The organism is Shewanella sp. 5S214 (assembly GCF_041439795.1).
GTDB lineage: Bacteria > Pseudomonadota > Gammaproteobacteria > Enterobacterales > Shewanellaceae > Shewanella > Shewanella vesiculosa.
Genome location: NZ_JBGOOV010000017.1, coordinates 1 through 22,196 on the forward strand (window position 1 = coordinate 1; position 22,196 = coordinate 22,196).

At 43.3% G+C, this 22,196-nt stretch carries 13 protein-coding genes; 8 read left to right on the forward strand and 5 right to left on the reverse strand.

Going from position 1 to position 22,196, the window contains the following annotated elements:
* Both ssb and ACED29_RS12400 read right to left on the reverse strand, forming a co-directional pair.
* Positions 1–152: single-stranded DNA-binding protein (ssb, locus tag ACED29_RS12395; protein WP_371697821.1), on the reverse strand; the 152-nt coding region annotated here is incomplete at its 3' end.
* A 65-nt stretch (positions 153–217) separates the two neighbouring features.
* A complete protein-coding gene (locus ACED29_RS12400) occupies positions 218–1,585 on the reverse strand; it encodes an MFS transporter (protein ID WP_371697776.1) in 1,368 nt (455 codons plus the stop codon).
* Between the two features lie 255 nt (positions 1,586–1,840).
* On the opposite strand from ACED29_RS12400, the gene uvrA reads away from it, so the two are divergent.
* The 3 genes from uvrA to ACED29_RS12415 all read left to right on the forward strand — a co-directional run bounded on the left by uvrA (position 1,841) and on the right by ACED29_RS12415 (position 7,861).
* Positions 1,841–4,693, forward strand: a complete 2,853-nt coding sequence (uvrA, locus tag ACED29_RS12405; RefSeq protein ID WP_371697777.1) for an excinuclease ABC subunit UvrA — start codon at positions 1,841–1,843, stop codon at positions 4,691–4,693.
* 40 nt (positions 4,694–4,733) lie between these two features.
* The gene (locus tag ACED29_RS12410) at positions 4,734–5,717 is read left to right on the forward strand and encodes a M28 family peptidase (RefSeq protein WP_371697778.1); all 984 of its coding nucleotides are present in this window, start codon (positions 4,734–4,736) and stop codon (positions 5,715–5,717) included.
* Between the two features lie 254 nt (positions 5,718–5,971).
* The gene (locus tag ACED29_RS12415) at positions 5,972–7,861 is read left to right on the forward strand and encodes a DEAD/DEAH box helicase (RefSeq protein WP_124015291.1); all 1,890 of its coding nucleotides are present in this window, start codon (positions 5,972–5,974) and stop codon (positions 7,859–7,861) included.
* A gap of 437 nt (positions 7,862–8,298) precedes the next feature.
* On the opposite strand, the gene ACED29_RS12420 is transcribed toward ACED29_RS12415, so the two are convergent.
* Positions 8,299–9,267, reverse strand: a complete 969-nt coding sequence (locus ACED29_RS12420) for a DMT family transporter (protein WP_182741188.1) — start codon at positions 9,265–9,267, stop codon at positions 8,299–8,301.
* Positions 9,268–9,477: 210 nt separating this feature from the next.
* On the opposite strand from ACED29_RS12420, the gene ACED29_RS12425 reads away from it, so the two are divergent.
* Positions 9,478–10,587, forward strand: a complete 1,110-nt coding sequence (locus tag ACED29_RS12425) for a phosphoribosylaminoimidazolesuccinocarboxamide synthase (RefSeq protein WP_182696882.1) — start codon at positions 9,478–9,480, stop codon at positions 10,585–10,587.
* Positions 10,588–10,758: 171 nt separating this feature from the next.
* Here ACED29_RS12425 and exeM read toward each other — a convergent pair whose 3' ends face one another.
* Complete coding sequence (gene exeM, locus ACED29_RS12430; protein ID WP_371697779.1) at positions 10,759–13,374, reverse strand: extracellular exonuclease ExeM; 2,616 nt, start codon at positions 13,372–13,374, stop codon at positions 10,759–10,761.
* A gap of 572 nt (positions 13,375–13,946) precedes the next feature.
* Between exeM and ACED29_RS12435 the strand changes: the two genes are divergently transcribed.
* Positions 13,947–15,386: a methyl-accepting chemotaxis protein gene (locus ACED29_RS12435; protein ID WP_371697780.1), complete on the forward strand. Its 1,440-nt coding sequence runs from the start codon at positions 13,947–13,949 to the stop codon at positions 15,384–15,386.
* 242 nt (positions 15,387–15,628) lie between these two features.
* Complete coding sequence (gene rimO / locus ACED29_RS12440; protein ID WP_371697781.1) at positions 15,629–17,035, forward strand: 30S ribosomal protein S12 methylthiotransferase RimO; 1,407 nt, start codon at positions 15,629–15,631, stop codon at positions 17,033–17,035.
* Positions 17,036–17,416: 381 nt separating this feature from the next.
* On the opposite strand, the gene pmbA is transcribed toward rimO, so the two are convergent.
* The gene (gene pmbA, locus ACED29_RS12445; RefSeq protein ID WP_182723529.1) at positions 17,417–18,796 is read right to left on the reverse strand and encodes a metalloprotease PmbA; all 1,380 of its coding nucleotides are present in this window, start codon (positions 18,794–18,796) and stop codon (positions 17,417–17,419) included.
* A 159-nt stretch (positions 18,797–18,955) separates the two neighbouring features.
* On the opposite strand from pmbA, the gene yjgA reads away from it, so the two are divergent.
* Positions 18,956–19,489, forward strand: a complete 534-nt coding sequence (yjgA, locus tag ACED29_RS12450) for a ribosome biogenesis factor YjgA (protein WP_182741193.1) — start codon at positions 18,956–18,958, stop codon at positions 19,487–19,489.
* A 45-nt stretch (positions 19,490–19,534) separates the two neighbouring features.
* Complete coding sequence (locus tag ACED29_RS12455) at positions 19,535–22,015, forward strand: hypothetical protein (protein WP_371697782.1); 2,481 nt, start codon at positions 19,535–19,537, stop codon at positions 22,013–22,015.
* Positions 22,016–22,196 lie beyond the last annotated feature (181 nt).

The following is a 22,196-nucleotide window of genomic DNA, read 5'->3' on the forward strand; positions in this document are numbered from 1 at the left end:
CGTTCTTGCATTTGACCTTGCTGGTCTTTCCACGACTCACTTGTCGCTATAGTAAAGTTGGCTACGGCGTTGCCGTTTGGCATGTAACGAACCTCAGGATCTTTACCTAAGTTACCTACCAAAATTACTTTATTCACACCACGACTGGCCATCGAAATCTCCTGAGATTTTTATCTGTTTACTTTATCTGAATACTAAGCTGTACGATCAACACGATCTAATTCACAGAGCCTAACACAGCTCGCGCTTCGCTTAAATTGAATTTATCATCGACCTTTAAATAAGCCACTTTATCTTCAAGCACGACTATGGCCTCGACAACACCGATTAGCTGCGACAAACTACTGGCCATATTTTGTGCGTCGGATTTATCTTTTACTGTTGCTTCAAGCGTATAGCTTTTCAATAACACAGGTTTTTGCATGCCTACAGTTAACAATAACCACACGCACATTAGCCCTAATGCGACAAAAAATACTCCAGAAGCGCCAACAAGTTGATAGGCTCCGCCGCCTAACATGCCGCCACAGAATGCACCTAAAAACTGGCTGGTTGAATACACGCCCATAGCCGACCCTTTATCGCCGACAGGACAAAACTTAGCAATTAAACTCGGTAATGATGCTTCAAGGTAATTAAAACCGGTAAAAAATAATACCACGGCGCCACTTAACACCCAGAGGTTGTTGGCATAAAGCCCCATCGCCGCCAGTGATACCATCATGATGATCAACGCGATTTGGAACATGGTTTTAGTATTGTTGCGTTTCACCCCAATAATGATTAATGGCACCATTAAGAAAAAGGCACCAACAAAAGCGGGGAAATACAGCATCCAATGTTTTTCTTTCACTAAGCCGGCATCAACTAAATCGAGCGGCAATGCAACAAACACAGCGGTGAGTACTAAATGCAGAATAAAAATCCCAGCATCTAAGCGAAACAGCTGCGGGTCTTGCAACATACGTTTAAGTTTTGTCGGTGTCGCGACGGTATCGCCTTTAGGCGCATGGCGAATAGGATTAGGCACAAAAAACTGCACTATCAACATCCCCAATACCGCTAACACTGCAGTTAACAAAAATAGCCCAGTTAAGCCCATGTATTGCGCTACAATCGGTCCAACTAATAACGACAAGGCGAATGAAAAACCAATGCACATGCCGATAATGGCCATGACTTTGGTACGTTGTTCGTCTCGGGTTAAGTCGGCAGCAAGTGCTAGCACTGCCGCAGCAATGGCGCCCATACCTTGTACTGCGCGGCCAAACACCACACCGTAAATATGGTCAGACGATGCAGCAATTAAACTCCCAATGGCAAACAAGACTAAACCACCAAGAATAATTGGCTTTCGTCCGTATTTGTCGGACAAAATCCCCATAGGGATCTGTAAAAAAGCTTGAGTTAATCCGTAGGCACCAATGGCAATACCAACCCAAAGCGGCGAGAAACCTTCTAAATGCTGACCATACAGCGCGAAGACAGGCATAATCATAAACAAGCCCATCATGCGTAAGCCAAACACACTGGCTAACGAAAATGCGACCTTTTTCTCCATACCCGACAGTCCATTACTGGCCATGCTGTTGCCCTTCGATAAGTCATTCAACAATATTATAAGATGCGCATATTATCACAGCGTCATAAATTAGCTCAAAAGGAAATCACAGTTTTGTATATAAGGTCTTTTATTTGTACATGTTAAATTTTAGTCCTGAACTTTAGCGCGGTTCGATGCGTACCATAAAATCGACTTAATCAAAATTGATATGAAGTCAGCTAACAAACTATGCGATACTGATCGCTGTTTTATTTACATAAGTCATAGAGTGAAACGATGGATAAAATTGAAATACGCGGTGCCCGAACCCACAATCTTAAAAATATCAATCTAACCATTCCCCGTGACAAACTTATTGTGATAACTGGGTTATCCGGTTCAGGAAAATCATCATTAGCCTTCGATACCTTGTATGCAGAAGGCCAACGTCGCTATGTTGAATCGCTGTCGGCCTATGCACGTCAATTCTTGAGCTTAATGGAAAAACCTGATGTCGATCATATTGAAGGCTTAAGCCCCGCCATTTCAATTGAACAAAAATCCACTTCACATAATCCGCGTTCAACGGTCGGTACTATTACCGAAATCTATGACTACTTACGCTTGTTGTTTGCCCGAGTGGGTGAACCCCGCTGTCCAACACATAATCAGCCTTTGTCGGCGCAAACGGTTAGCCAAATGGTTGATAAAGTGTTGGCCATGCCAGCAGACAGTCGCCAAATGCTGCTCGCGCCTGTGGTTAATGATCGTAAAGGCGAACACGTTAAACTGCTGGAAAGCTTATCAGCACAGGGATATATCCGTGCGCGTATTGATGGCGAGGTGTGTGACTTAACCGATCCACCAACATTAGATTTACACATTAAACACACTATTGAAGTGGTCGTTGACCGCTTCAAAGTACGTGAAGACATGAAACAGCGTTTAGCGGAGTCATTTGAAACCGCATTAGAGCTGTCTGGCGGTATTGCCAAAATAGCCAGCATGGAAGATAGCAGTAAAGAAGAACTGATTTTTTCAGCTAACTTTGCCTGTCCGCACTGTGGCTATTCGATGGCAGAACTTGAGCCGCGGATCTTTTCGTTTAACAATCCCGCTGGGGCGTGCCAAACCTGTGACGGTTTAGGTGTACAGCAGTTTTTTGATCCCGACCGAGTGATCGCTAACGATGAATTATCCTTAGCCGGTGGCGCCATTAGAGGTTGGGACAGACGCAACTTTTATTATTTTCAAATGCTCAGCTCACTCGCCGAGCATTATAAGTTCGACGTTGAAAAACCCTATGCCGAGCTGAGTGACAAAATCAAAAAGATTGTTCTATACGGTTCAGGCAAACAAAGTATTGCCTTTAAATACATCAACGATCGCGGTGATGTGGTGGTGCGTAACCATCCGTTTGAAGGCATTTTAAATAATATGGATCGCCGCTACCGCGAAACCGAAAGTAATTCGGTGCGCGATGAGTTGTCTAAATTTATTAATATGCAACCGTGTAACAGCTGTAGTGGTTCGCGCTTACGTGAAGAAGCCCGTAACGTGTTTATTGGCGAACTCAATCTACCGCAGCTCACCACGTGGTCAATTGGCGAAGCTAAACAGTATTTCGACACAGTTGAGTTTGCAGGGCAACGTGCACAGATTGCCGAAAAAATATTAAAAGAGATCAGCCAACGTTTAGGCTTTTTGGTTAATGTTGGCCTTAACTATTTGAGCTTATCGCGATCAGCAGAAACCATATCCGGTGGCGAAGCGCAACGCATTCGCTTAGCCAGCCAAATCGGTGCCGGGCTAGTAGGCGTAATGTACGTGCTGGACGAACCGTCAATTGGTTTGCATCAACGCGATAATGAACGCTTACTGCAAACTCTTATTCACCTACGTGATTTGGGCAATACCGTCATTGTGGTTGAACACGACGAAGATGCTATTCGCCTTGCAGACCATGTTATTGATATCGGCCCAGGTGCTGGTGTGCATGGCGGCGAAGTAATTTGTGACGGTACCTTAGAAGACATTCTTAACTGTGAAGCATCGGTCACGGGTCAGTATATTTCCGGTAAAAAGCAAATTCACATTAGTGACGAGCGCACGCCGATGAACCCAAAACAAGTGATTGAACTATTTGGCGCATCGGGTAATAACCTAAGAGATGTTGATTTAACCATACCTGTTGGCTTATTTACCTGTATTACCGGGGTATCTGGCTCAGGTAAATCGACACTGATTAACGACACCTTCTTTAAAATAGCCCATAGGATGCTCAATGGCGCTACCGTCGATGAACCTGCGCCTTATAGAAGCATTGAAGGCATGGAGCATTGTGACAAAGTCGTTGATATTGACCAAAGCCCCATTGGTCGCACACCGCGTTCAAACCCTGCTACTTATACCGGTATTTTTACCCCAATCCGTGAACTGTTTGCTGGCACGCAAGAATCACGTACCCGGGGTTATCAAGTGGGGCGCTTCTCGTTTAACGTCAAAGGCGGTCGTTGTGAAGCCTGCCAAGGTGATGGTTTAATTAAAGTCGAAATGCACTTCTTACCTGATGTTTATGTGCCTTGCGATTCGTGTAAAGGTAAGCGTTATAACCGTGAAACCTTAGAAGTAAAATACAAAGGCAAAAACATTCACGAAGTACTGCAGATGACCGTTGAAGATGCTCGCGTCTATTTTGATGCCATCCCCTCTATTGCGCGTAAACTGCAAACCTTAATCGATGTCGGCTTGGCGTATATTCGCTTAGGCCAAAGTGCAACGACCTTGTCTGGTGGTGAAGCTCAGCGAGTAAAACTGGCTAAAGAGTTGTCTAAACGCGATACCGGAAAAACCTTATATATTTTGGATGAACCCACTACAGGGCTGCACTTTGCCGACATTCAACTATTGTTAGATGTACTGCATCGCTTGAAATCTCATGGCAACACTGTGGTAGTGATTGAACATAATTTAGATGTGATAAAAACCGCAGATTGGATTATTGATTTAGGCCCTGAAGGTGGCGCTGGCGGCGGCATGATTTTAGCTGCTGGCACTCCAGAAGATGTAGCTGAACATCCTCAATCGCATACCGCTAGATTTTTAAAGCCAATGTTGGCGCTTCACAAACAACGTGCAAAAATGAAATAACCAAGCCGCCACCTTAAGCAAATAAGAGGAGATAACACCCATGTTTACTGCTCAAACTTGTTTTAAGGTGGTTAGCTTTGGCTTATGGTGTGGCTTATCAATAGCCTTACTCAGCGGCTGTAGTCAAACGCCGCGCCAATGCTCATCAGCTATACTAAGCAGCTGGCCCGATGCTCATCAACAAATCACCCAAGATATCTCAATCTTAACCACAGCAGAATTTCAAGGGCGCAAAACCGCCACGCAAGGTGCTCGCCTCACGCAAGAGTTCTTAATCAAACGCTTTGCTGAAATGGGATTACAACCCTGGCAAGCAACATTTGCCGTACCATTTAGTTATGATTATCAATTTTCGACCGCCTCAGGAGTCAATATCATTGCCACTATTGCGGCAAAAACCAATTCCAACCGATGGCGAGTTATTACTGCCCACTACGATCACTTAGGTCAAACAGCCAGTAAACGCTATCCAGGAGCCGATGATAATGCATCAGGTATTGCAGGAGTGATGGCGATTGCAGCCCAATGGCAAGGTGATCCGCCGTTAGATGATGTGAACTTAATGCTAGTGGCTACTGACGCAGAAGAGCCCGGCCTATATGGTAGCTATGCTTTAGTTGCCTTATTACAACAATATCCACAAATGGAAATTGAACTGAGCATCAATTTAGACATGATAGGTCATCCCGATCGTCGCAAAGCCATTTACATGGAAGGCCAGAAAAACCTAGTTGATTTTGAATCGATTGAGCAAGAATTAATGCAAAAAACTCAATTATGCATTAAGACTCATCGCAGCAATTTGTTAAGTGGAAGGATGAATAAAACCGACTGGCTTAGGGCATCTGACCATTATCCATTTCACCAAGCGGGTTATCCTTGGGTGTACTTTGGGGTGCCACCGCATGCTCAATACCATACACCCGAAGACACAATCGATACTTTAGACATAGACTTTATCGTGGCGGTTGCTGAAACAGTGTATCAAATGATCAGTATCGATAAGCTGACCAAAGCCCCATAAATCGCTTAACCTGCGACAACAAGTGTTCACTTTTCAACCAATTAACAGATTTTAAAAATCAAGAATCAGGCCAATCTTCAACTTTAATGGCCAAATTAATGTTTATTTTCAGTTTTTACGTGGTCAACTTGCAATCTTGCTGCTATAATACGCCCCCTTATCGGCGCGGGAAATCGACACGGGGTTGATTTTCTGTCTGTGAAACTTTAGCACGAGCTTCCGAACTTCGTGCGCATCCACAAGGCTACAACTCAATGTCATCTGAAAGAACTTTCCGCGAACTCGGCCTGTCTGAGTCTTTGTTGCGTTCGCTTGACGAGTTAGGTTATGAAAACCCAACTCCAATTCAAGCTGCGAGTATCGACCCGCTTATGGCTGGTAAAGATATTATCGGTCAAGCACAAACTGGTACTGGTAAAACAGGCGCATTTGCCCTGCCTTTACTAAACAAAATCGACATGAAAATCAATGCTCCACAGATTTTGGTGTTAGCTCCAACCCGCGAATTAGCGGTTCAAGTTGCCGAAGCATTTGGTAGTTATGCCAAATTCATGAAAGGCTTCCACGTACTACCGATTTACGGTGGTCAAAGCATGCAACAACAATTAAACGCCCTCAAGCGTGGACCACAAGTGATTGTTGGTACTCCAGGTCGTGTAATGGATCACATGCGTCGTGGCACATTAAAACTAGATAGCTTAAAAGCATTAGTATTAGACGAAGCCGATGAAATGCTAAAAATGGGCTTCATCGACGATATCGAATGGGTATTAGAGCACAAGCCTGCTGATAGCCAACTTGCATTATTCTCAGCGACTATGCCTGAGCAAATTAAGCGCGTTGCAGCTAAGCACTTATCTAACCCAGTGAATATCAGCATAGCGTCTAGCCAGACAACGGTTGAGTCTATTGACCAACGTTATGTGCAAGTATCACAACACAATAAACTAGAAGCGTTAGTACGTGTTTTAGAAGTTGAAAATACTGAAGGTATTATCATCTTCGTTCGTACCCGTAACAGCTGTGTTGAATTAGCAGAAAAATTAGAAGCCCGTGGTTATGCTTCATCGCCATTACATGGTGACATGAATCAGCAAGCTCGTGAGCGTGCTGTAGAGCAGCTTAAGCGCGGCAAGTTAGATATTTTAATCGCGACTGACGTTGCGGCACGTGGTCTAGACGTTGAACGTATTGGCCACGTAGTAAACTACGATATTCCTTATGATTCAGAAGCCTATGTACACCGTATCGGTCGTACTGGTCGTGCTGGTCGTACTGGTATGGCAATTCTATTTGTAACCAATCGTGAAATGCGCATGTTACGCACTATCGAACGTGCTACAAACAGCCGTATTTCGCCAATGAAAGTACCTAGCCCTGAATCAGTTGCAGAGCGTCGTTTATCTCGTTTAGGCGAGCAAATCCAAGAAACCATCAACGGTGACTTAGATTTCATGAAAAATGCTGTCGCAGAATTATGTCAACAACTTGAAGTTGATACCGATTTACTGGCTGCTGCTTTGTTGCAACAAGTACAGCAAGAACGTCCACTACAGTTACCGACTATTACCGAGCGTCAACGTGATTCACGTGACGAACGTGGTAGTAGCGACCGTGGTGACCGCAATAGCGACCGTGGCGATCGTCCACGTCGTGAACGCAGTGACCGTGGCGAGCGTAGCAGCCGTCCAGCGCCAAACAGCTTTGGTGATGCAGAAGGCTTAAAAGATAACCCAGACGTGAAAATGAATCGTTATGTTATCGATGTAGGTCGTGAAAATGGTGTTGGTGTAGGTAACATCGTTGGTGCAATTGCTAACGAAGCAAACATCGACAGCCGTTTCATTGGTCAAATCCAATTGTTTGATCAAGTCACAACAGTTGATTTACCAGACGGAATGCCTAAAGACATCCTTTCACACCTAAGAAAAGTGCGTGTTTGTGGTCGTCCTTTAAACATTCGTGAAGCGGGTGATGAAGTGTTCGCTGACACTACTCGCGGCGCAGGCGCTCCACGTCGTCCACGTAGTGATCGTGCTCGTAGTGACCGTCCACGTACTGACCGCCCAGCGGGTGATCGTCCAGCTAGTGACCGCCCAGCAAGTGCAGAACGTCGTCCACGTAAGCCACGTGACAACGGTTAATCATTCAGTTGAATGACACAAAAAATGGAGCCTAAGGGCTCCATTTTTGTTTTTAGTTTCTATTCTACAAAATAAGTTTAAAAATAATTAATACCCATCAACCTGCCTATTACCATTAGGTGGGGGGATGATTAAGGAAAATGGTTATTTCCACTATTTCTAGGTTATAGGTCGCTACACGGCTAGATACTATAGCAAGAGCCTAGATCGCTACGCTGCTAGATGCTATAAAATCTTAGCAGCGAAGCTGTCCCTATTCCTGAGATAGCAAGCGATGACGAGAGAGATTAAGAGATGACAAGCCAAGAGCCTAGGCGCTAGACCGTTTTATCAGTGAGCGCAGCGTTCGCTTGTTATCGCTTGTTATCATTTCCTAGCAGGACGCAGTCCGCCCTAGCAGCGAAGTGACCCTAGTGATAATCCGTATCACTAAAGTACTACAGTACAGTCCTGAACGCTTTGGCCTGCTTACGCTTTTGATACAAGGGTACAATTTGCACGGCAAACACCGAGCACACAATCATAACGATGCCAGCAAATGACAACACATCAATATCGGCACCGGCAAATACCCCGCTCCACCAACCAAGATTGACCACAACTTCTGTCGCAGTAAAACTCAATACCGGTGTTAATGCCAACATGGCACTGACTTGTGCCGTGGGCCAATATTGCATTGCTTGACCAAAACAGCCATATGCAATCAAGGTGTTGGCACCACAAAACAGGACGATCCACCATTGGTTTAATGTCATTGCTTCAAACTGACTAAAATCACTAAATGGCGCCATAAGCACAATGCCTAATGCGTAAATAAATAACAGCACATTACTGGGTGATAACCGCTGACTTACCGATTTCTGCAATAATGCATAACTGGTCCACGACATCACCGAAAACTGCACAATCATAATGCCAATCAATACTTGATGATCACTGGCTTGGTTTAAATCGAGCTGTGGATGGAAAAACATCAACATCCCCAATCCTAGGGTGGCAAAACAACTCAGTTGAAATGCGTTAAAGCGTTCTTTAAAAAACAGCACCCCGCCAAAGGCTAAAAAAAACGGCGCGGTTTGAAAATTAAGCTGCGCAGTGCCTGGGGCTAAATAGCCCAATGAATACACAAACGATACATAGTTGCACATCAACAATACCCCAGCTAATACCAATTTCATCCATATCGCTGCCGGCAGTCCTGCAAATTGGCGTAATGCACCTAAGCGCCATTGAATTAACAAGGTTACCACTAATGCCATAACAAACCGAAACCAAGTCAGGGTAACTGGAGTAATAAAACCACCGGATAGCTTTAACGCAATAGGCAAAATACCCCAGAAAAATACCGCAATAGACACGAATATCAGCCCCAAACGGTTATTAATATTTTCTTGTTCGCTGTTCAATTGTTGTTATTCCAAACACTATTTAGGAAATGAATTTTGCCTGATTAACCTCACAAAGTCTTGAACAAGATATTGCTAAACTACCCAAAGATTGTTCGCATAACAAAAAAGCCTATTTCAACTCACCCTTTCCCGTGGCAAACCCGTTTAATGCAGGTAAAATAGCCGCCATAAAAACCCTATACGCCCTTCAACCTAAGGAACACTCGCATGAGTCTTGCTGATTCCGTTCTTGCAGTTAACAATGATTTACCTATCCGTACCGACAAGCCTGTTCACAGTGGTAAAGTTCGCAGTGTTTACTGGCTAACAGATGCTGATAGCCGCCGCTTAATTCGCGACAAAGGTTACGATGTACCTGAAGATACTCCGCTGGCGATTATGGTGATCAGTGATCGCATTTCTGCATTTGACTGCATTTTTCATGGCGAAGGTAACTTGCAGGGGATCCCAGGTAAAGGAGCAGCACTCAATGCCATTTCTAATCATTGGTTTGGCTTGTTCGCTGAAAATGGTTTAGCCGATAGCCACATTTTAGACATTCCACACCCTTTTGTGTGGATCGTTCAAAAAGCTCGCCCGATTAAAGTGGAAGCGATTTGCCGTCAGTACATAACGGGGTCTATGTGGCGTGCTTATTCAAAAGGTGAACGAGTCTTTTGTGGCATCACCCTGCCAGAAGGCTTAAGCAAAGATCAAAAACTACCTGAACTGCTAATCACCCCGTCTACCAAAGGTATTTTAACCGGTATTCCTGGTGTGCCAGCACAGGATGACGTCAATATTAGCCGCAGTGATATTGAAGCCAACTACCAAGCATTTGGCTTTGAAAAACCACAAGATATCGACCTGTATGAAGTTCTGCTCAAGCAAGGCTTTAAGGTAATATCTGATGCGCTAGCCAAGCTTGACCAAGTGTTTGTCGATACCAAATTCGAGTTTGGCTATGTCAACGATAAAGACGGCAACGCTAAACTCATTTACATGGATGAAGTTGGCACCCCTGATTCATCACGTATTTGGGATGGCGCAGCTTATCGCGAAGGTAAGATTGTTGAAAATTCCAAAGAAGGTTTCCGTCAATTCTTGTTAAACCATTTTGACGATGCCGACATTTTATTAAACAAAGACAGAATGCCAGAACGTGAAGCGCTTGCCCGTGACAACGACTTGCCGTTAGAGGCTATGATGAGCGTATCACGCACTTATATTGGTGTAGCTGAAAAAGTAACTGGAGCCACGATTCCATTACCTGCGAATCCAAAAGCTGACATTATTAAAGTGTTACGTGAACAGTATGATTTAATTGAATCAATCTAAGTTTGCTTAACAAAAAGGCGCTTAGGCGCCTTTTTTTATGTGTGCGAATCTGCACATAGTACGCAATAGTAGTAACGGGTTTATACACCATGGCTCATAAAAAAAGGATGACAGCTGTCATCCTTTTTTATTTATCATCAATTAACTACGATACCGATTAACACATCATTATTAACTACGACGGCGTAAGCCTAGTGCACCTAATAACATCAATGCGAAGTAACCTAAACTACCACCGTCACTGTCTTGAACAGGCTCTGGTGTTGGCGTAGGCGTTGGTGTTACTGGCGCAGGGTAGCTTAGTGCAATGATCACAGGGTCATGGTCAGAAGCTGAGAATGCACTTTCAGACTTAACCAAATCACCAGTGTATTTACTACCATATTCAAACAGGTTAGATTCAACTGAGTTGATGTGCCAGTCGTCAATATCGACTAACTTAGCTGCTAAGCTCGCATTACCTAGTGCATGGTCTAAGTTACCTAACTCACCGTTGTAGCTGTATGAGTAAGTCGTTGCACCATGAGCTTGAGTGTTTAAGTTAATTAACCCATAACCTTTATCAATGACACTGCCTTCACGCTCGTACACTTTACCGTTTAAAGTGGTCCAAGACGCGGTGCGGATAACATGATCTGTGGTTGACGCATCATAGTCAGTCAATACTGCAACTGGATCTTCTTTGCCATAAGCATTTAAATCACCAATAACCAGTATATCGCCTTCGACATCTTTTAATGACTCACCCAATACTTTAGCCGCTGATACACGGAAAGCATTACACTTGCCTTGCATGTCTGCTGGCTCAGCATTTTCATTAAACTCAGCCCAGTCTTCGATACAACCTGAACCTTTCGATTTTAGGTGGTTAACAACGACGGTCAGTTTTTCATCATTAATACTAAACGTTTGCACTAAGCTGTGACGTTGGAACTTATCAGAACTAGGGCTTTTCTCAACCACACCATCTTTCTCGCGAGTTTGAGCGCCTTCTGCAGCATGTTGCTCAGGCGTTGCAATAACTTTTGCTGCGCCGTCTAAAGTGATGCGCGCTGGGCGATATAACATACCAACGGTAATGGCATCAGTACCAATAAACTTACCGTCGTATTTGTCCGCATCTGCAATTTCGATAAAGCGATATGCTTGCTCATCGGTTAATTCAGCATTCAGTGCATCAACTAAATTTTGCACGGCACTTAGCTCACCAAAGCCATTGTTAGCAATTTCCATTAAGCCAACAACATCAGCATTCATGGCGACTAGCGCAGACACAATCTTAGTGCGTTGCAGAACCATTTCCTCTTCCGTTAGCGCGCCACGGTTACTGTTTGATGGGTTTGCATCACCGCCAACAGCATCGTTAAAGAAATTCAATACGTTAAAGCTAGCGACGCGAATATCACCCATGTCTGCCACAGTCGGCGCATCAGTGCGATCATTTACACGGATAAAATCACCCGCTGTAATGGTGTTGGTCGCTAAAATTCGGTATGAGTTGTAGCTATAACCAATCACACCTTCAAGGTTTGTGAGCTGATCGCCCACACGGATATAACCGGTCTCAGCATTAAAGTCAGGGAAGTAAGGCACTTCACCGTCTTTTGCTTTGAAGTCAGACTCTACAAATAACTGATTTACCGCATTGGCTTTACCGAGTGCAATGGCATCGGCTGAATTCGGTTCAAACACTTGAGTAGGCTTCATTAATGGCGCTTTATGAGACAACATCATATTATTGCGGTATGAATCATAATCGAAACTAAAGGTACGAGAAATTTTCATCTCGCTACCAGCATCTAGCTTCACTTTCATGCCTTCAACACGTTCTAATGCTTGCGCAAGCGTTTCACCATCGGCAACATAAAATGCACTGGCAGCAGGTACGTCACCCATTGCTCCCACTTCAAATTTTTGATCGTCTTTAATGTCTATCTGAGTTGAGCCGTAATACTCACTGACTTTACCTTGCACACACACTTCAGCGCCGGGCTGAATCGTGTCTGGTGCCGCTTGGTTCATGAAAACAAAAATACCGTCAGAAGTATAAGGTGAGTTATCACCTTGCATGTCTTGAATAAAGAAACCTTTGTATAAACTGTCACTTCTGGCAGTAACTATCCCTTTTACGGTTACTTCGTTAGCGGATGAAAAACTCCCCTCGGCAAGTAAAGGACTTGCATCTCCAGCACCTTGAACGTCATAAATATTAGTTAGCATTGCACCATTACAGGTGAATGTAGATGGCTCTGGCGCAACCGCAGCATCAAGCGAACCTAAACCACTGAAAGTGTCTTTGTCTAATTCAACCCACTGGGTAGCATCATAGTTAGTGCTAGCCGTTAAGTTATCTAAATTACGTTGGAAGGTGGCATCTAACCCCCAGCCACTTGGCGTTGGAATTTCACCAATTACATCAACTAACACACCGTCTTTTAATAGACCAACAGCATCGCCACCATTAAAGTACAAATTGCCAGTCATAGAGTCTGTGGCTGCCGGTAAGGTAATCGCTGCACTTGGGTGCAAAATCACTTTGACACTTTTTGCGGCTATCGAATCGGTTAACTCAACCATATCTAGCGCTGCTGTATCGCCGTCTTTATAACGAACTAATTTGTAACCTGTTAAATCAACCGCAACATCACTGTTGTTGTACAGTTCAATCGCTTTATTATTTGCACTACCCTCAACGTATTCACTTATCAATACATCTGCATTTGCCATCATAGGCAATGCTGCAGCAACTGCGAGTGAAACCGCCGTTAGTTTAGTCAGTCCTTTCATTTTGTAACCCCATATTTTGTAATATAAATGCTATTTTTTTGTAATATGCGGCGCGATTGTCCCAAAGTTTGTTTACAGAAAAAAGAACATAGATCACATTAATGAGGTAAATAAATTTGATATCTGATTGATTAACAAGTAATTTTATCCTTATAGAAAAACGGCATTCAAGAATAAAAGAAATACATCAAATAAAACAATAACTAGACTCAGAACACGGTCAGGTATAATGACAACTTAACAAGATAAGTTTTGTAACAATTCTGTTGAAAAGAAAATTAAAAATAGAATTATTTGTTTCATATTAGATTTTTTGGCGTAACATCAGCTTGAAAATGTAAGGCTTTTAGCTAACTATTACGCTAATATTGGCTGATTGACATGGCAGATACCGGATGAGCTGTCGACATAGATAATTCATTTAAGTTATTCGTGTTATTGTCGATATTGAACATGAACCAATGCCATATTGGTCACAAAAAAATACTGCCACGCTGACTATTAGTATCAAAACACTAACGGCTCATCTAGTATTCAAATTTATTGTTTTTACAGGTTTAGGTACTAAAACCATGAAAGAAGTTGATTTCAGAAATATCGATAAACTCTTCATCAAAATGTCCATTAACGATAAGTTTTGGACGATTTTCGGACTATTCCTCATCATTTTATCAAGCGTATCGTTTAGCAGTTACTTTAGTAAAATAAACAACATTGAGCAGCAATCTCTGCATGTTTTAGAGCAAAAAACGGCCGCTACAGTACAAGCACTTGATGCGACCAATCAGCTAAATCAAGCTTCAAGTCTCGGCTTACAAGTATCGGGTCGTTTGCAAACCAGCTCACGCCAACAAGATACTGTTACTGCCGTTTATACATTAAATAACCAATATTATACGATGAGTGAATCAGTCTATGGCCAAGAAGCCACGGCTAAGCAAGCGGCATTAGTTTCGTTATTGCTATCATTCTTGTGGGTGTTACCGTTTGCATTGGTGATTTACTGGAATGCCACCTTTATTGGTGGTGCCCTATGGGTGTTGTGGAGTACCACAGAAAAAATTGCCAAAGGTGATTTAACCTCTCGTTTAGGCTTCCATCCTGGTCGTGATGAGTTCGGTACCATTGGCTGCGCACTAGACAAAGCCATGGACACATTAACTGAACTTGTCGTTGCTGTGAAAAAAAGTGCCGGAACATTGCAAACCACTTCCAGCTCATTTGCCAATGATGCAGTACAAAGTGCTGAACAAATTGACTTACAGTATGCTTCACTCGACTCAGTCGCTACCGCAATGGAAGAAATGACCGCATCTGCGGCAGAAGTGTCGAATATTGCCCGTAATTCGACCCAAAGAGTGGAACAAGATTCAGAATATACACGCCAGAGTTATGACCGAGCAAAACGTGCCATTAATGAGATTAAGCAGTTATCTAGCTACATTGAACAAACTTCAAACTCGGTCACGACCTTAAAAGTCAATGCCACCAATATTAATGAAGTCATTACCACGATTAATGCCATTTCAGATCAAACCAACTTACTGGCATTAAACGCAGCCATTGAAGCGGCGCGTGCTGGTGAGATGGGTCGTGGTTTTGCGGTGGTTGCAGACGAAGTAAGAACCCTTGCCGGTCGTACTCAAGCAGCAACGGTTGAAATTCATAAAATGATTGAATTACTGCAAAGTGAAACACTCAATATCGACAGTATTACTCGCGATACCGTCAAGCAAGCACAGACCAGTAGCGATCTAATTGCCAATATTGGTACCGATATTAATGCCATTTCAGAATCATCGAAATCGATTATGGACATGAGCTTCCAAATTTCAACGTCATCAGAAGAACAAAGTGCCGTAGCCAATGATATTGCTAAAGAACTGACTGAAATAAGACAGAAATCAAATATTATTAGAGGTTTATCGCAACAGTCTTCAAGTGGTGTTAAAGAACTATCAAAAGCATCAACTGATTTAGGTAAGATTTTAAGCCAATACCGCACAAATTAACTTATTTACAAATAGGTTTACTCCTATATCTATGCAAGATTAAAAACGACGGGTAATGGTTAACATTATCCGTCGTTTTTTGTATTTTGCCATCAGCTAACATCCGCTATCACCTATACTTTACATACTGTTTATGAGTATACTTTTCACGCTAAATGGATCTATACCTTTTAGCCCGTTCAGGTATAATCCGCCCACTTTGACATCCCCACCAATATCGTTAACTTTATGTGTGAGATCATATGACAGTTGAAACTTTTAAACCCAAGCAAACCACCACGTTAGACATTCCGGTAAAAACACTTAAGGCCAATAGCCTGAACACAGAAACCACCGGTAATCGTATTGGATTTGTTTCATTGGGTTGCCCCAAAAACCTTGTCGACTCTGAACGGATCCTGACACAGTTGCGCACTGAAGGTTATGATGTCACCAACAGTTACGATGATGCCGATCTGGTAATTGTCAATACATGTGGCTTTATCGATAGTGCAGTACAAGAGTCTTTAGAGACCATAGGTGAAGCATTAGCGGCAAACGGTAAAGTGTTAGTGACGGGTTGTTTAGGGGTAAAGAAAGACGAAATTATCGAACTTCATCCTAATGTTTTAGGGGTGACTGGTCCTCATGCTTATGATGAAGTGTTAAAGCAAGTTCACCTGCATGTTGAGAAACCAAAACATAATCCATTAATTGATTTAGTGCCTGATCACGGCATCAAACTGACCCCTAAACATTACGCCTATTTGAAAATATCCGAAGGCTGTAATCACCGCTGTACTTTCTGCATTATCCCTTCAATGCGCGGTGATTTAGACTCTCGCCCTATTGGTGACGTATTAGGTGAAGCACAGCGTCTCGTGAATGCTGGCGTGAAAGAATTACTGATTATTTCACAAGACACCTCTGCTTATGGCGTTGATGTAAAACATAAAACTGCTTTTTGGGATGGTATGCCAGTTAAAACCCATATGCTGCAGCTTTGTGAGCAGTTAGCCAAACAAGGTGTGTGGGTTCGTTTGCATTATGTTTACCCTTACCCACATGTGGATGACATCATTCCATTAATGGCACAAGGTAGTATTTTACCGTATTTAGACATTCCGTTTCAGCATGCTAATAAACGCATACTGAAACTAATGAAACGTCCTGGTAGTTCAGACAAAGTATTAGAACGCATTGCTAAATGGCGCGAGATTTGCCCAGAATTAGTGATTCGTTCGACCTTTATTGTTGGCTTCCCGGGTGAAACTGAAGCAGAGTTTGAAGAGTTACTCGACTTTTTAGAAGCCGCGCAACTTGATCGCGTCGGTTGTTTTAAATACTCGCCGGTTAAAGGTGCCAAGGCCAACGACTTACCAGACCATGTCCCTGATGATGTTATGGAAGACAGATTACAGCGCTTTATGGCTGTGCAAGCACAAATTAGTGCCGACAAATTGCAAGCTCGAATTGGGCAAGAATATCTCATTCTAATTGATGAAGTAAACACCGAAGGCGCAGTTGGCCGCTCATACATGGACGCGCCAGAAATTGACGGAAAGGTCTATTTAACCGACGAGTTTGACGTCCAGCCAGGTGATCAAGTATGGGTACAGATTATTCATGCCGATGAGCACGACGTGTGGGGCGTGAAAGTCGAAGATTAATCCTCCTCAGTTGTAATGCATGCTCTACATAAAAAGCCGATATCATTGATATCGGCTTTTTGTTTGAGCTTATTTACTCATCAAGCAACATCATCACTACTCTCTTCACTGCCTGAGCCACAGCCTAATAACAAGACTCCCATTGCAGACATTATCATCAATCGACTTATTTTTTGTGAAACATATTTACTCCATTAACCATCTAGTTACATTTGCAAGAGTTATGACACCCCTTGCCTGTAAACGACTGTCAAGAAAGGTAAAGTAGAGTGATAAAGCGTCAAGAGCCAAATTAAAGCTAAAAAAAACCTCTTAATCAATTAGATAAGAGGCTTTCATTGTTTGCATTTAAACCATAAATGCGTTGGTCAGCAAAAGGGGTTAATTCCCCGCGATTTTCATCTCGCTCAGTAAAATTCCGCCGGTACGGATTGATGAACGTAAATCGCGATCTTTACCTACACCTTGTATTCCCATAAACATGTCTTTTAAATTACCCGCTATGGTGATCTCTTCTACTGGGTATAGCACTTCGCCATTTTCAACATAGAAGCCGGCAGCGCCGCGAGAATAATCACCCGTAACGCCATTAACGCCTTGGCCCATTACTTCGGTAACAATTAAGCCGGTATTCATGGTTTTGACCAAGTCATCAAATGTTTGGTTTGAATGGCTTAAGGTCCAGTTATAAATACCACCAGCATGACCAGTGTTGGTCATACCTAGCTTACGTGCAGAATAACTGGTTAATAAGTAAGTTTCTAATTGACCGCGATCAATAATACGCCGATCTTGGGTAGCGACACCTTCGCTGTCATAATTAGCGCTGGCTAAAGCACCTAACAAATGTGGCTGCTCTTCGATGCTAAACCAGTCTGGGAATATTTGGGTATTCAATGCCTCCATTAAGAAGCTCGACTTGCGGTAAATACTGCTGCCACTGATCGCACCAATTAAATGGCCCATCAGGCCGGTAGCAATTTCTGGCGCAAATAGCACCGGCATTTTCGCGGTGGCAATTTTACGTGCATCTAAACGGCTTAAAGTTTTGTTTGCCGCTTGCAAACCAACGGCTTCTGGAGACAATAAATCACTGTACTTACGCGCAACGGTATAGTCATAGTCACGCTGTAAATTGCCGTCAGACTCTTCGCCTATCACCACACAGCTCAAACTGTAGCGAGAGCTGCAATAGCCATTAAGAAACCCATGGCTATTGCCATACACTCTGGCAGCTGTATGCGCATTAGCGCTGGCGCCGTCTGAATTTCGGATACGACTATCAACTGATAAACTGGCTTCTTCGGCGCGAATAGCCAGCTGTGCCAGCTCTTCTGCATCGATATCGTGTGGATGGTATAACTCTAAATCGCGAATATCTTGCGCCATCAAAGCGGGATCAGCCAAGCCACTAAAAGGATCCTCTGAGGTATATTTTGCAATACCATCGGCGGCTTTTACCGCTTGGCGAATCGCCTCTGGGCTTAAGTCCGAGGTTGATGAGCTGCCTTTGCGACCATCGCGGTAAATGGTAATGCCTAACGCACCGTCTTTATTAAACTCAACGGTTTCAACTTCTTTTTCACGGGTAGAAACCGACAAACCTTGCTGCTTACTAATAGCCACTTCAGCGGCCGAAGTGCCTAACACTTTTGCGTATTCTAACGCGACAGCGACAGCATCTTTTAACGCAGATAATTCAGAATCAATTCTAGGTGTTGGTTCAGTTGCGCTAGGCGCTGAAGAAGGATGAGAAGCCACAAAATTACTCTTTGATTAGTCTAGTTGCCGCTAGCATATCAAATTCAATTGGCGATTGATAACCGTGCATTTATATCGCTCACTATCATCAATAAATTCTGCATATTCTAGGCCAAATAAATGCTATCATTAACGCATATTGACTTGAGGTTTATGACTATGAAAATTGTTGGCGATTCTGAACTGTTTCAGCAGCCCTATGATAATGATGACAACTATGTCAGCAGAACAGGCGTTAAAAAAGAAAGTGAGGATGCTCAAGCACTTGGCATGCGTTTAGTGGCCCTGAGCAAAACTCAATTAGACAAAATGGGTTTAGATGAATTCTTATATGATGCGATTCTAAAATCAAAACTGATTAAGCAAAAAACCGAAGCCTATCGCCGCCATTTGCAATACATTGGTAAATTGATGCGTGGATACGAGCATGAACCTATTGAAGCAGCACTCGATAAAGTGTTGAACAAAAACAATAATGAAGCTGCTCAAATACAGATTTTTGAAAAGATGCGCGAGCGTTTATTAGCAAATGGTGATGACGAGGTTCAAGTACTTCTGGATTTACATCCACAACTTGATCGTCAAAAACTGCGTCAACTGATCCGCCAAGCGAATAAAGAACTGGCTAAAGGCCCAGAATCAAAATCGTCTAAAGAGCTATATAAGTATTTAAGAGCTGAAATCAAAGACTAGGGCCATTTCAAAAATAGTCTGTTTAATAGAATAAGGATATTGCTAATGCGGCTAAAAATGATGACTCGCACACTAATGTTACTATTAACTTCAGTGTTGCTATTTACAGGTTGCAACGGTGCTGCGGATGGCACCGATGCTGACACGTCAAATGGCAGTTACAGTATTACTGTAAGCTATCAAAATGTCGTCAATGGCCAATGTGATGCCAGTACTGAATCTCTGATTTTTGATATCGATGGCAGTTTTTGTGCCGTTGCACATCTCAAACTCGGTAATGCTAACGTCAGCGGAGCCCTGATTACATTCAGTACTAGCACTGCCACAGTCACGCCCGCTAGCGCATTAACATTATCTTCCGGCCTTGCGACTACGATTGTCACGTCTGGCGGCATCGAGGCTGGCATTCTTAGCGCAACTTATTCACCAAGCGATGCTGACTCAGTTAGCGCGAGTCGCAATTATCAATTTAAAGAATACACCACAAGTATTCCTGCTGAAGCGATTCAATTAACAGCTTCAATTACAGATGCTACAGGTCCAATTACCCGCTTTAATCTTGATAAAACAGTGCAACTTAGCGCGTTACTTACCGACAGCAATAACCAAGGTATTGCTAACCAAATTGTCACATTCAATGCCGGTAGTGCGACGTTAACGCCCGCGACAGCTCTGACTAAAGCTTCAGGTATCGCCACTCTTAATTATACTCCGTCAGCATCAGAGTTAGGCGCCAGTTTATTAACAGCCACAACAGAATATCAAGGGGTAACCCTCAGCAGTACTAGCGCTTATGAAGTGTTAGCGACTGATGACATTGCCACTGCTGGCATCGTAAAAATGGGATCCATTGATGCTAATGGTGAGTTTGTTGAAGGAAAATTAGCCACAACACTAACGGCAGCAGCGGATGGTAGTTATACCATTAGCGCCGGTGGCACTTTTGGGGTTACCGCGACGCTCGTCAGCGAAGACACAGCTGGCAATATGACTCGCCTACAAAGCCCGACCAGTATTAGCTTTAGCTCAGACTGTTCCTTCAATGATAATGCCTCACTCGACTCACCTATCACCAGCTTATCTGGCTCAGCAAGCTCAACATTTTCTGATGTTAGTTGCAGTGGTAATAGTGAACGCAATGACACTATCATCGCGACCACTACTGTTAATGGCAGTAGTTTACGCGCAAGCTTACCTTTTATCTTAGCCCGCCAGACCTTATCTAACGTGAGTTTTGTGTCAGCTGACCCAAGCCAAATCCGTATCAAAGGTTCTGGCGGCACAGGCTCAACTGAATCATCTTTAGTCACCTTTTTAGTTTCTAGTGCGAATGGTCAACCTGCTGCTCAACAACAAGTAAACTTTAGTCTAGATACTACCGTTGGCGGTTTACAATTTGCTAATGGCGCAGTAATAGATAGCAGTATTACTAACGCTCAAGGCTTGGTCAGCGTTCGCGTTCAAGCAGGTACGATTCCAACACCTGTTCGGGTAATGGCATCAACAACTGATGCTGACACGAATAAAACCATTACCAGCCAATCAGAACAACTCACCGTCAATACCGGAATACCACAGCAACTAGGCTTTAGTATTTCAAGGTCAAACGGTAATCCTGAAGCGGGTGACTACAATGGCGAGCAAGTGACCATTACCGCTTATGCCTCTGACAGTTTTGGTAACCCGGCACCAGATGACACGACCATCAACTTCACCGCTGAAGGTGGACAAATTGAGCCATCGTGTACTATTGCAGATGGCCGCTGTTCAGTTATTTGGACATCGGCATCGCCACGAGTAAGCGATCACCGTGTCACAATTATGGCTTATGCCTTAGGGCACGAAACTTTTTTCGATACCAACGGTAACAATGTGTTTGATGCTGCTGATGGCGGCGTGGTTAATGGTTGTTTATATGGCACAACGTCAATTGCGTGTAGTGGTGATGGTATGGATGTTGAAACTTACCATAACGGTGGCTTTGTTGATTTACCTGATGCTTTTAGGGATGACAATGAGTCTCGCACCCATGACTTAGGTGAGCCATATTTTAATATTCAAGCCAGTACTGCGTATCAAGCGGCAGATGGTAAATTTAACGGCCCTCAGTGTGAAGGCAGCTTATGTGATAGCACTGCCACGACCACCTATATTCGTAAAGCATTGGTGTTAACTATGTCAGGCTCTAATGCGACGTTTGTTGTGAGTCAAGATGACGCTGTGATTAACGATTACAACAGTGATATTCAACCTATCGGATTAAATGAAATATCGACGTTTACTGTGGTGTTAACAGATAGTGCCAAGCAAATATTACCTTCAGGTACCACCTTAACCGTTGCCAGCACAGAAGGTGAGTTGCAGTTCTCTGGCTACAGCGTACCGAACGCAACATCGGCGGGGGGAACATCAACCACCTTTACCCTCAAAAATATCGGTACACCTGGCACCAGCCAAGTAACACTGACAGCAACGACACCTAAAGGTGTGGTCACTGAACTGAAATTTTATGTCAGCTTGTTATAAAAGACTGCTTTAGAGTGACTAAACAGCCTGCTCTTTTAGCAGGCTGTTTTTATTATTGGCATTCGTTGATAAGTTGTTACAATAAGCACGTTGTGCACTATGGAACTCCACTATGCATAACGTTGAATCCAAATAGGTAAACAGGGCTAGTTTACTCATTCGAGGGCCAAAATACGCCTCT

Coding starts and splice junctions, on each gene's coding strand:
- ACED29_RS12400 (WP_371697776.1), bottom strand. CDS start 1,585: ATGGCCAGTAATGGACTGTCGGGTATGGAGAAAAAGGTCGCATTTTCG.
- uvrA (WP_371697777.1), top strand. CDS start 1,841: ATGGATAAAATTGAAATACGCGGTGCCCGAACCCACAATCTTAAAAAT.
- ACED29_RS12410 (WP_371697778.1), top strand. CDS start 4,734: ATGTTTACTGCTCAAACTTGTTTTAAGGTGGTTAGCTTTGGCTTATGG.
- ACED29_RS12415 (WP_124015291.1), top strand. CDS start 5,972: ATGTCATCTGAAAGAACTTTCCGCGAACTCGGCCTGTCTGAGTCTTTG.
- ACED29_RS12425 (WP_182696882.1), top strand. CDS start 9,478: ATGAGTCTTGCTGATTCCGTTCTTGCAGTTAACAATGATTTACCTATC.
- exeM (WP_371697779.1), bottom strand. CDS start 13,374: ATGAAAGGACTGACTAAACTAACGGCGGTTTCACTCGCAGTTGCTGCA.
- ACED29_RS12435 (WP_371697780.1), top strand. CDS start 13,947: ATGAAAGAAGTTGATTTCAGAAATATCGATAAACTCTTCATCAAAATG.
- rimO (WP_371697781.1), top strand. CDS start 15,629: ATGACAGTTGAAACTTTTAAACCCAAGCAAACCACCACGTTAGACATT.
- yjgA (WP_182741193.1), top strand. CDS start 18,956: ATGAAAATTGTTGGCGATTCTGAACTGTTTCAGCAGCCCTATGATAAT.
- ACED29_RS12455 (WP_371697782.1), top strand. CDS start 19,535: ATGCGGCTAAAAATGATGACTCGCACACTAATGTTACTATTAACTTCA.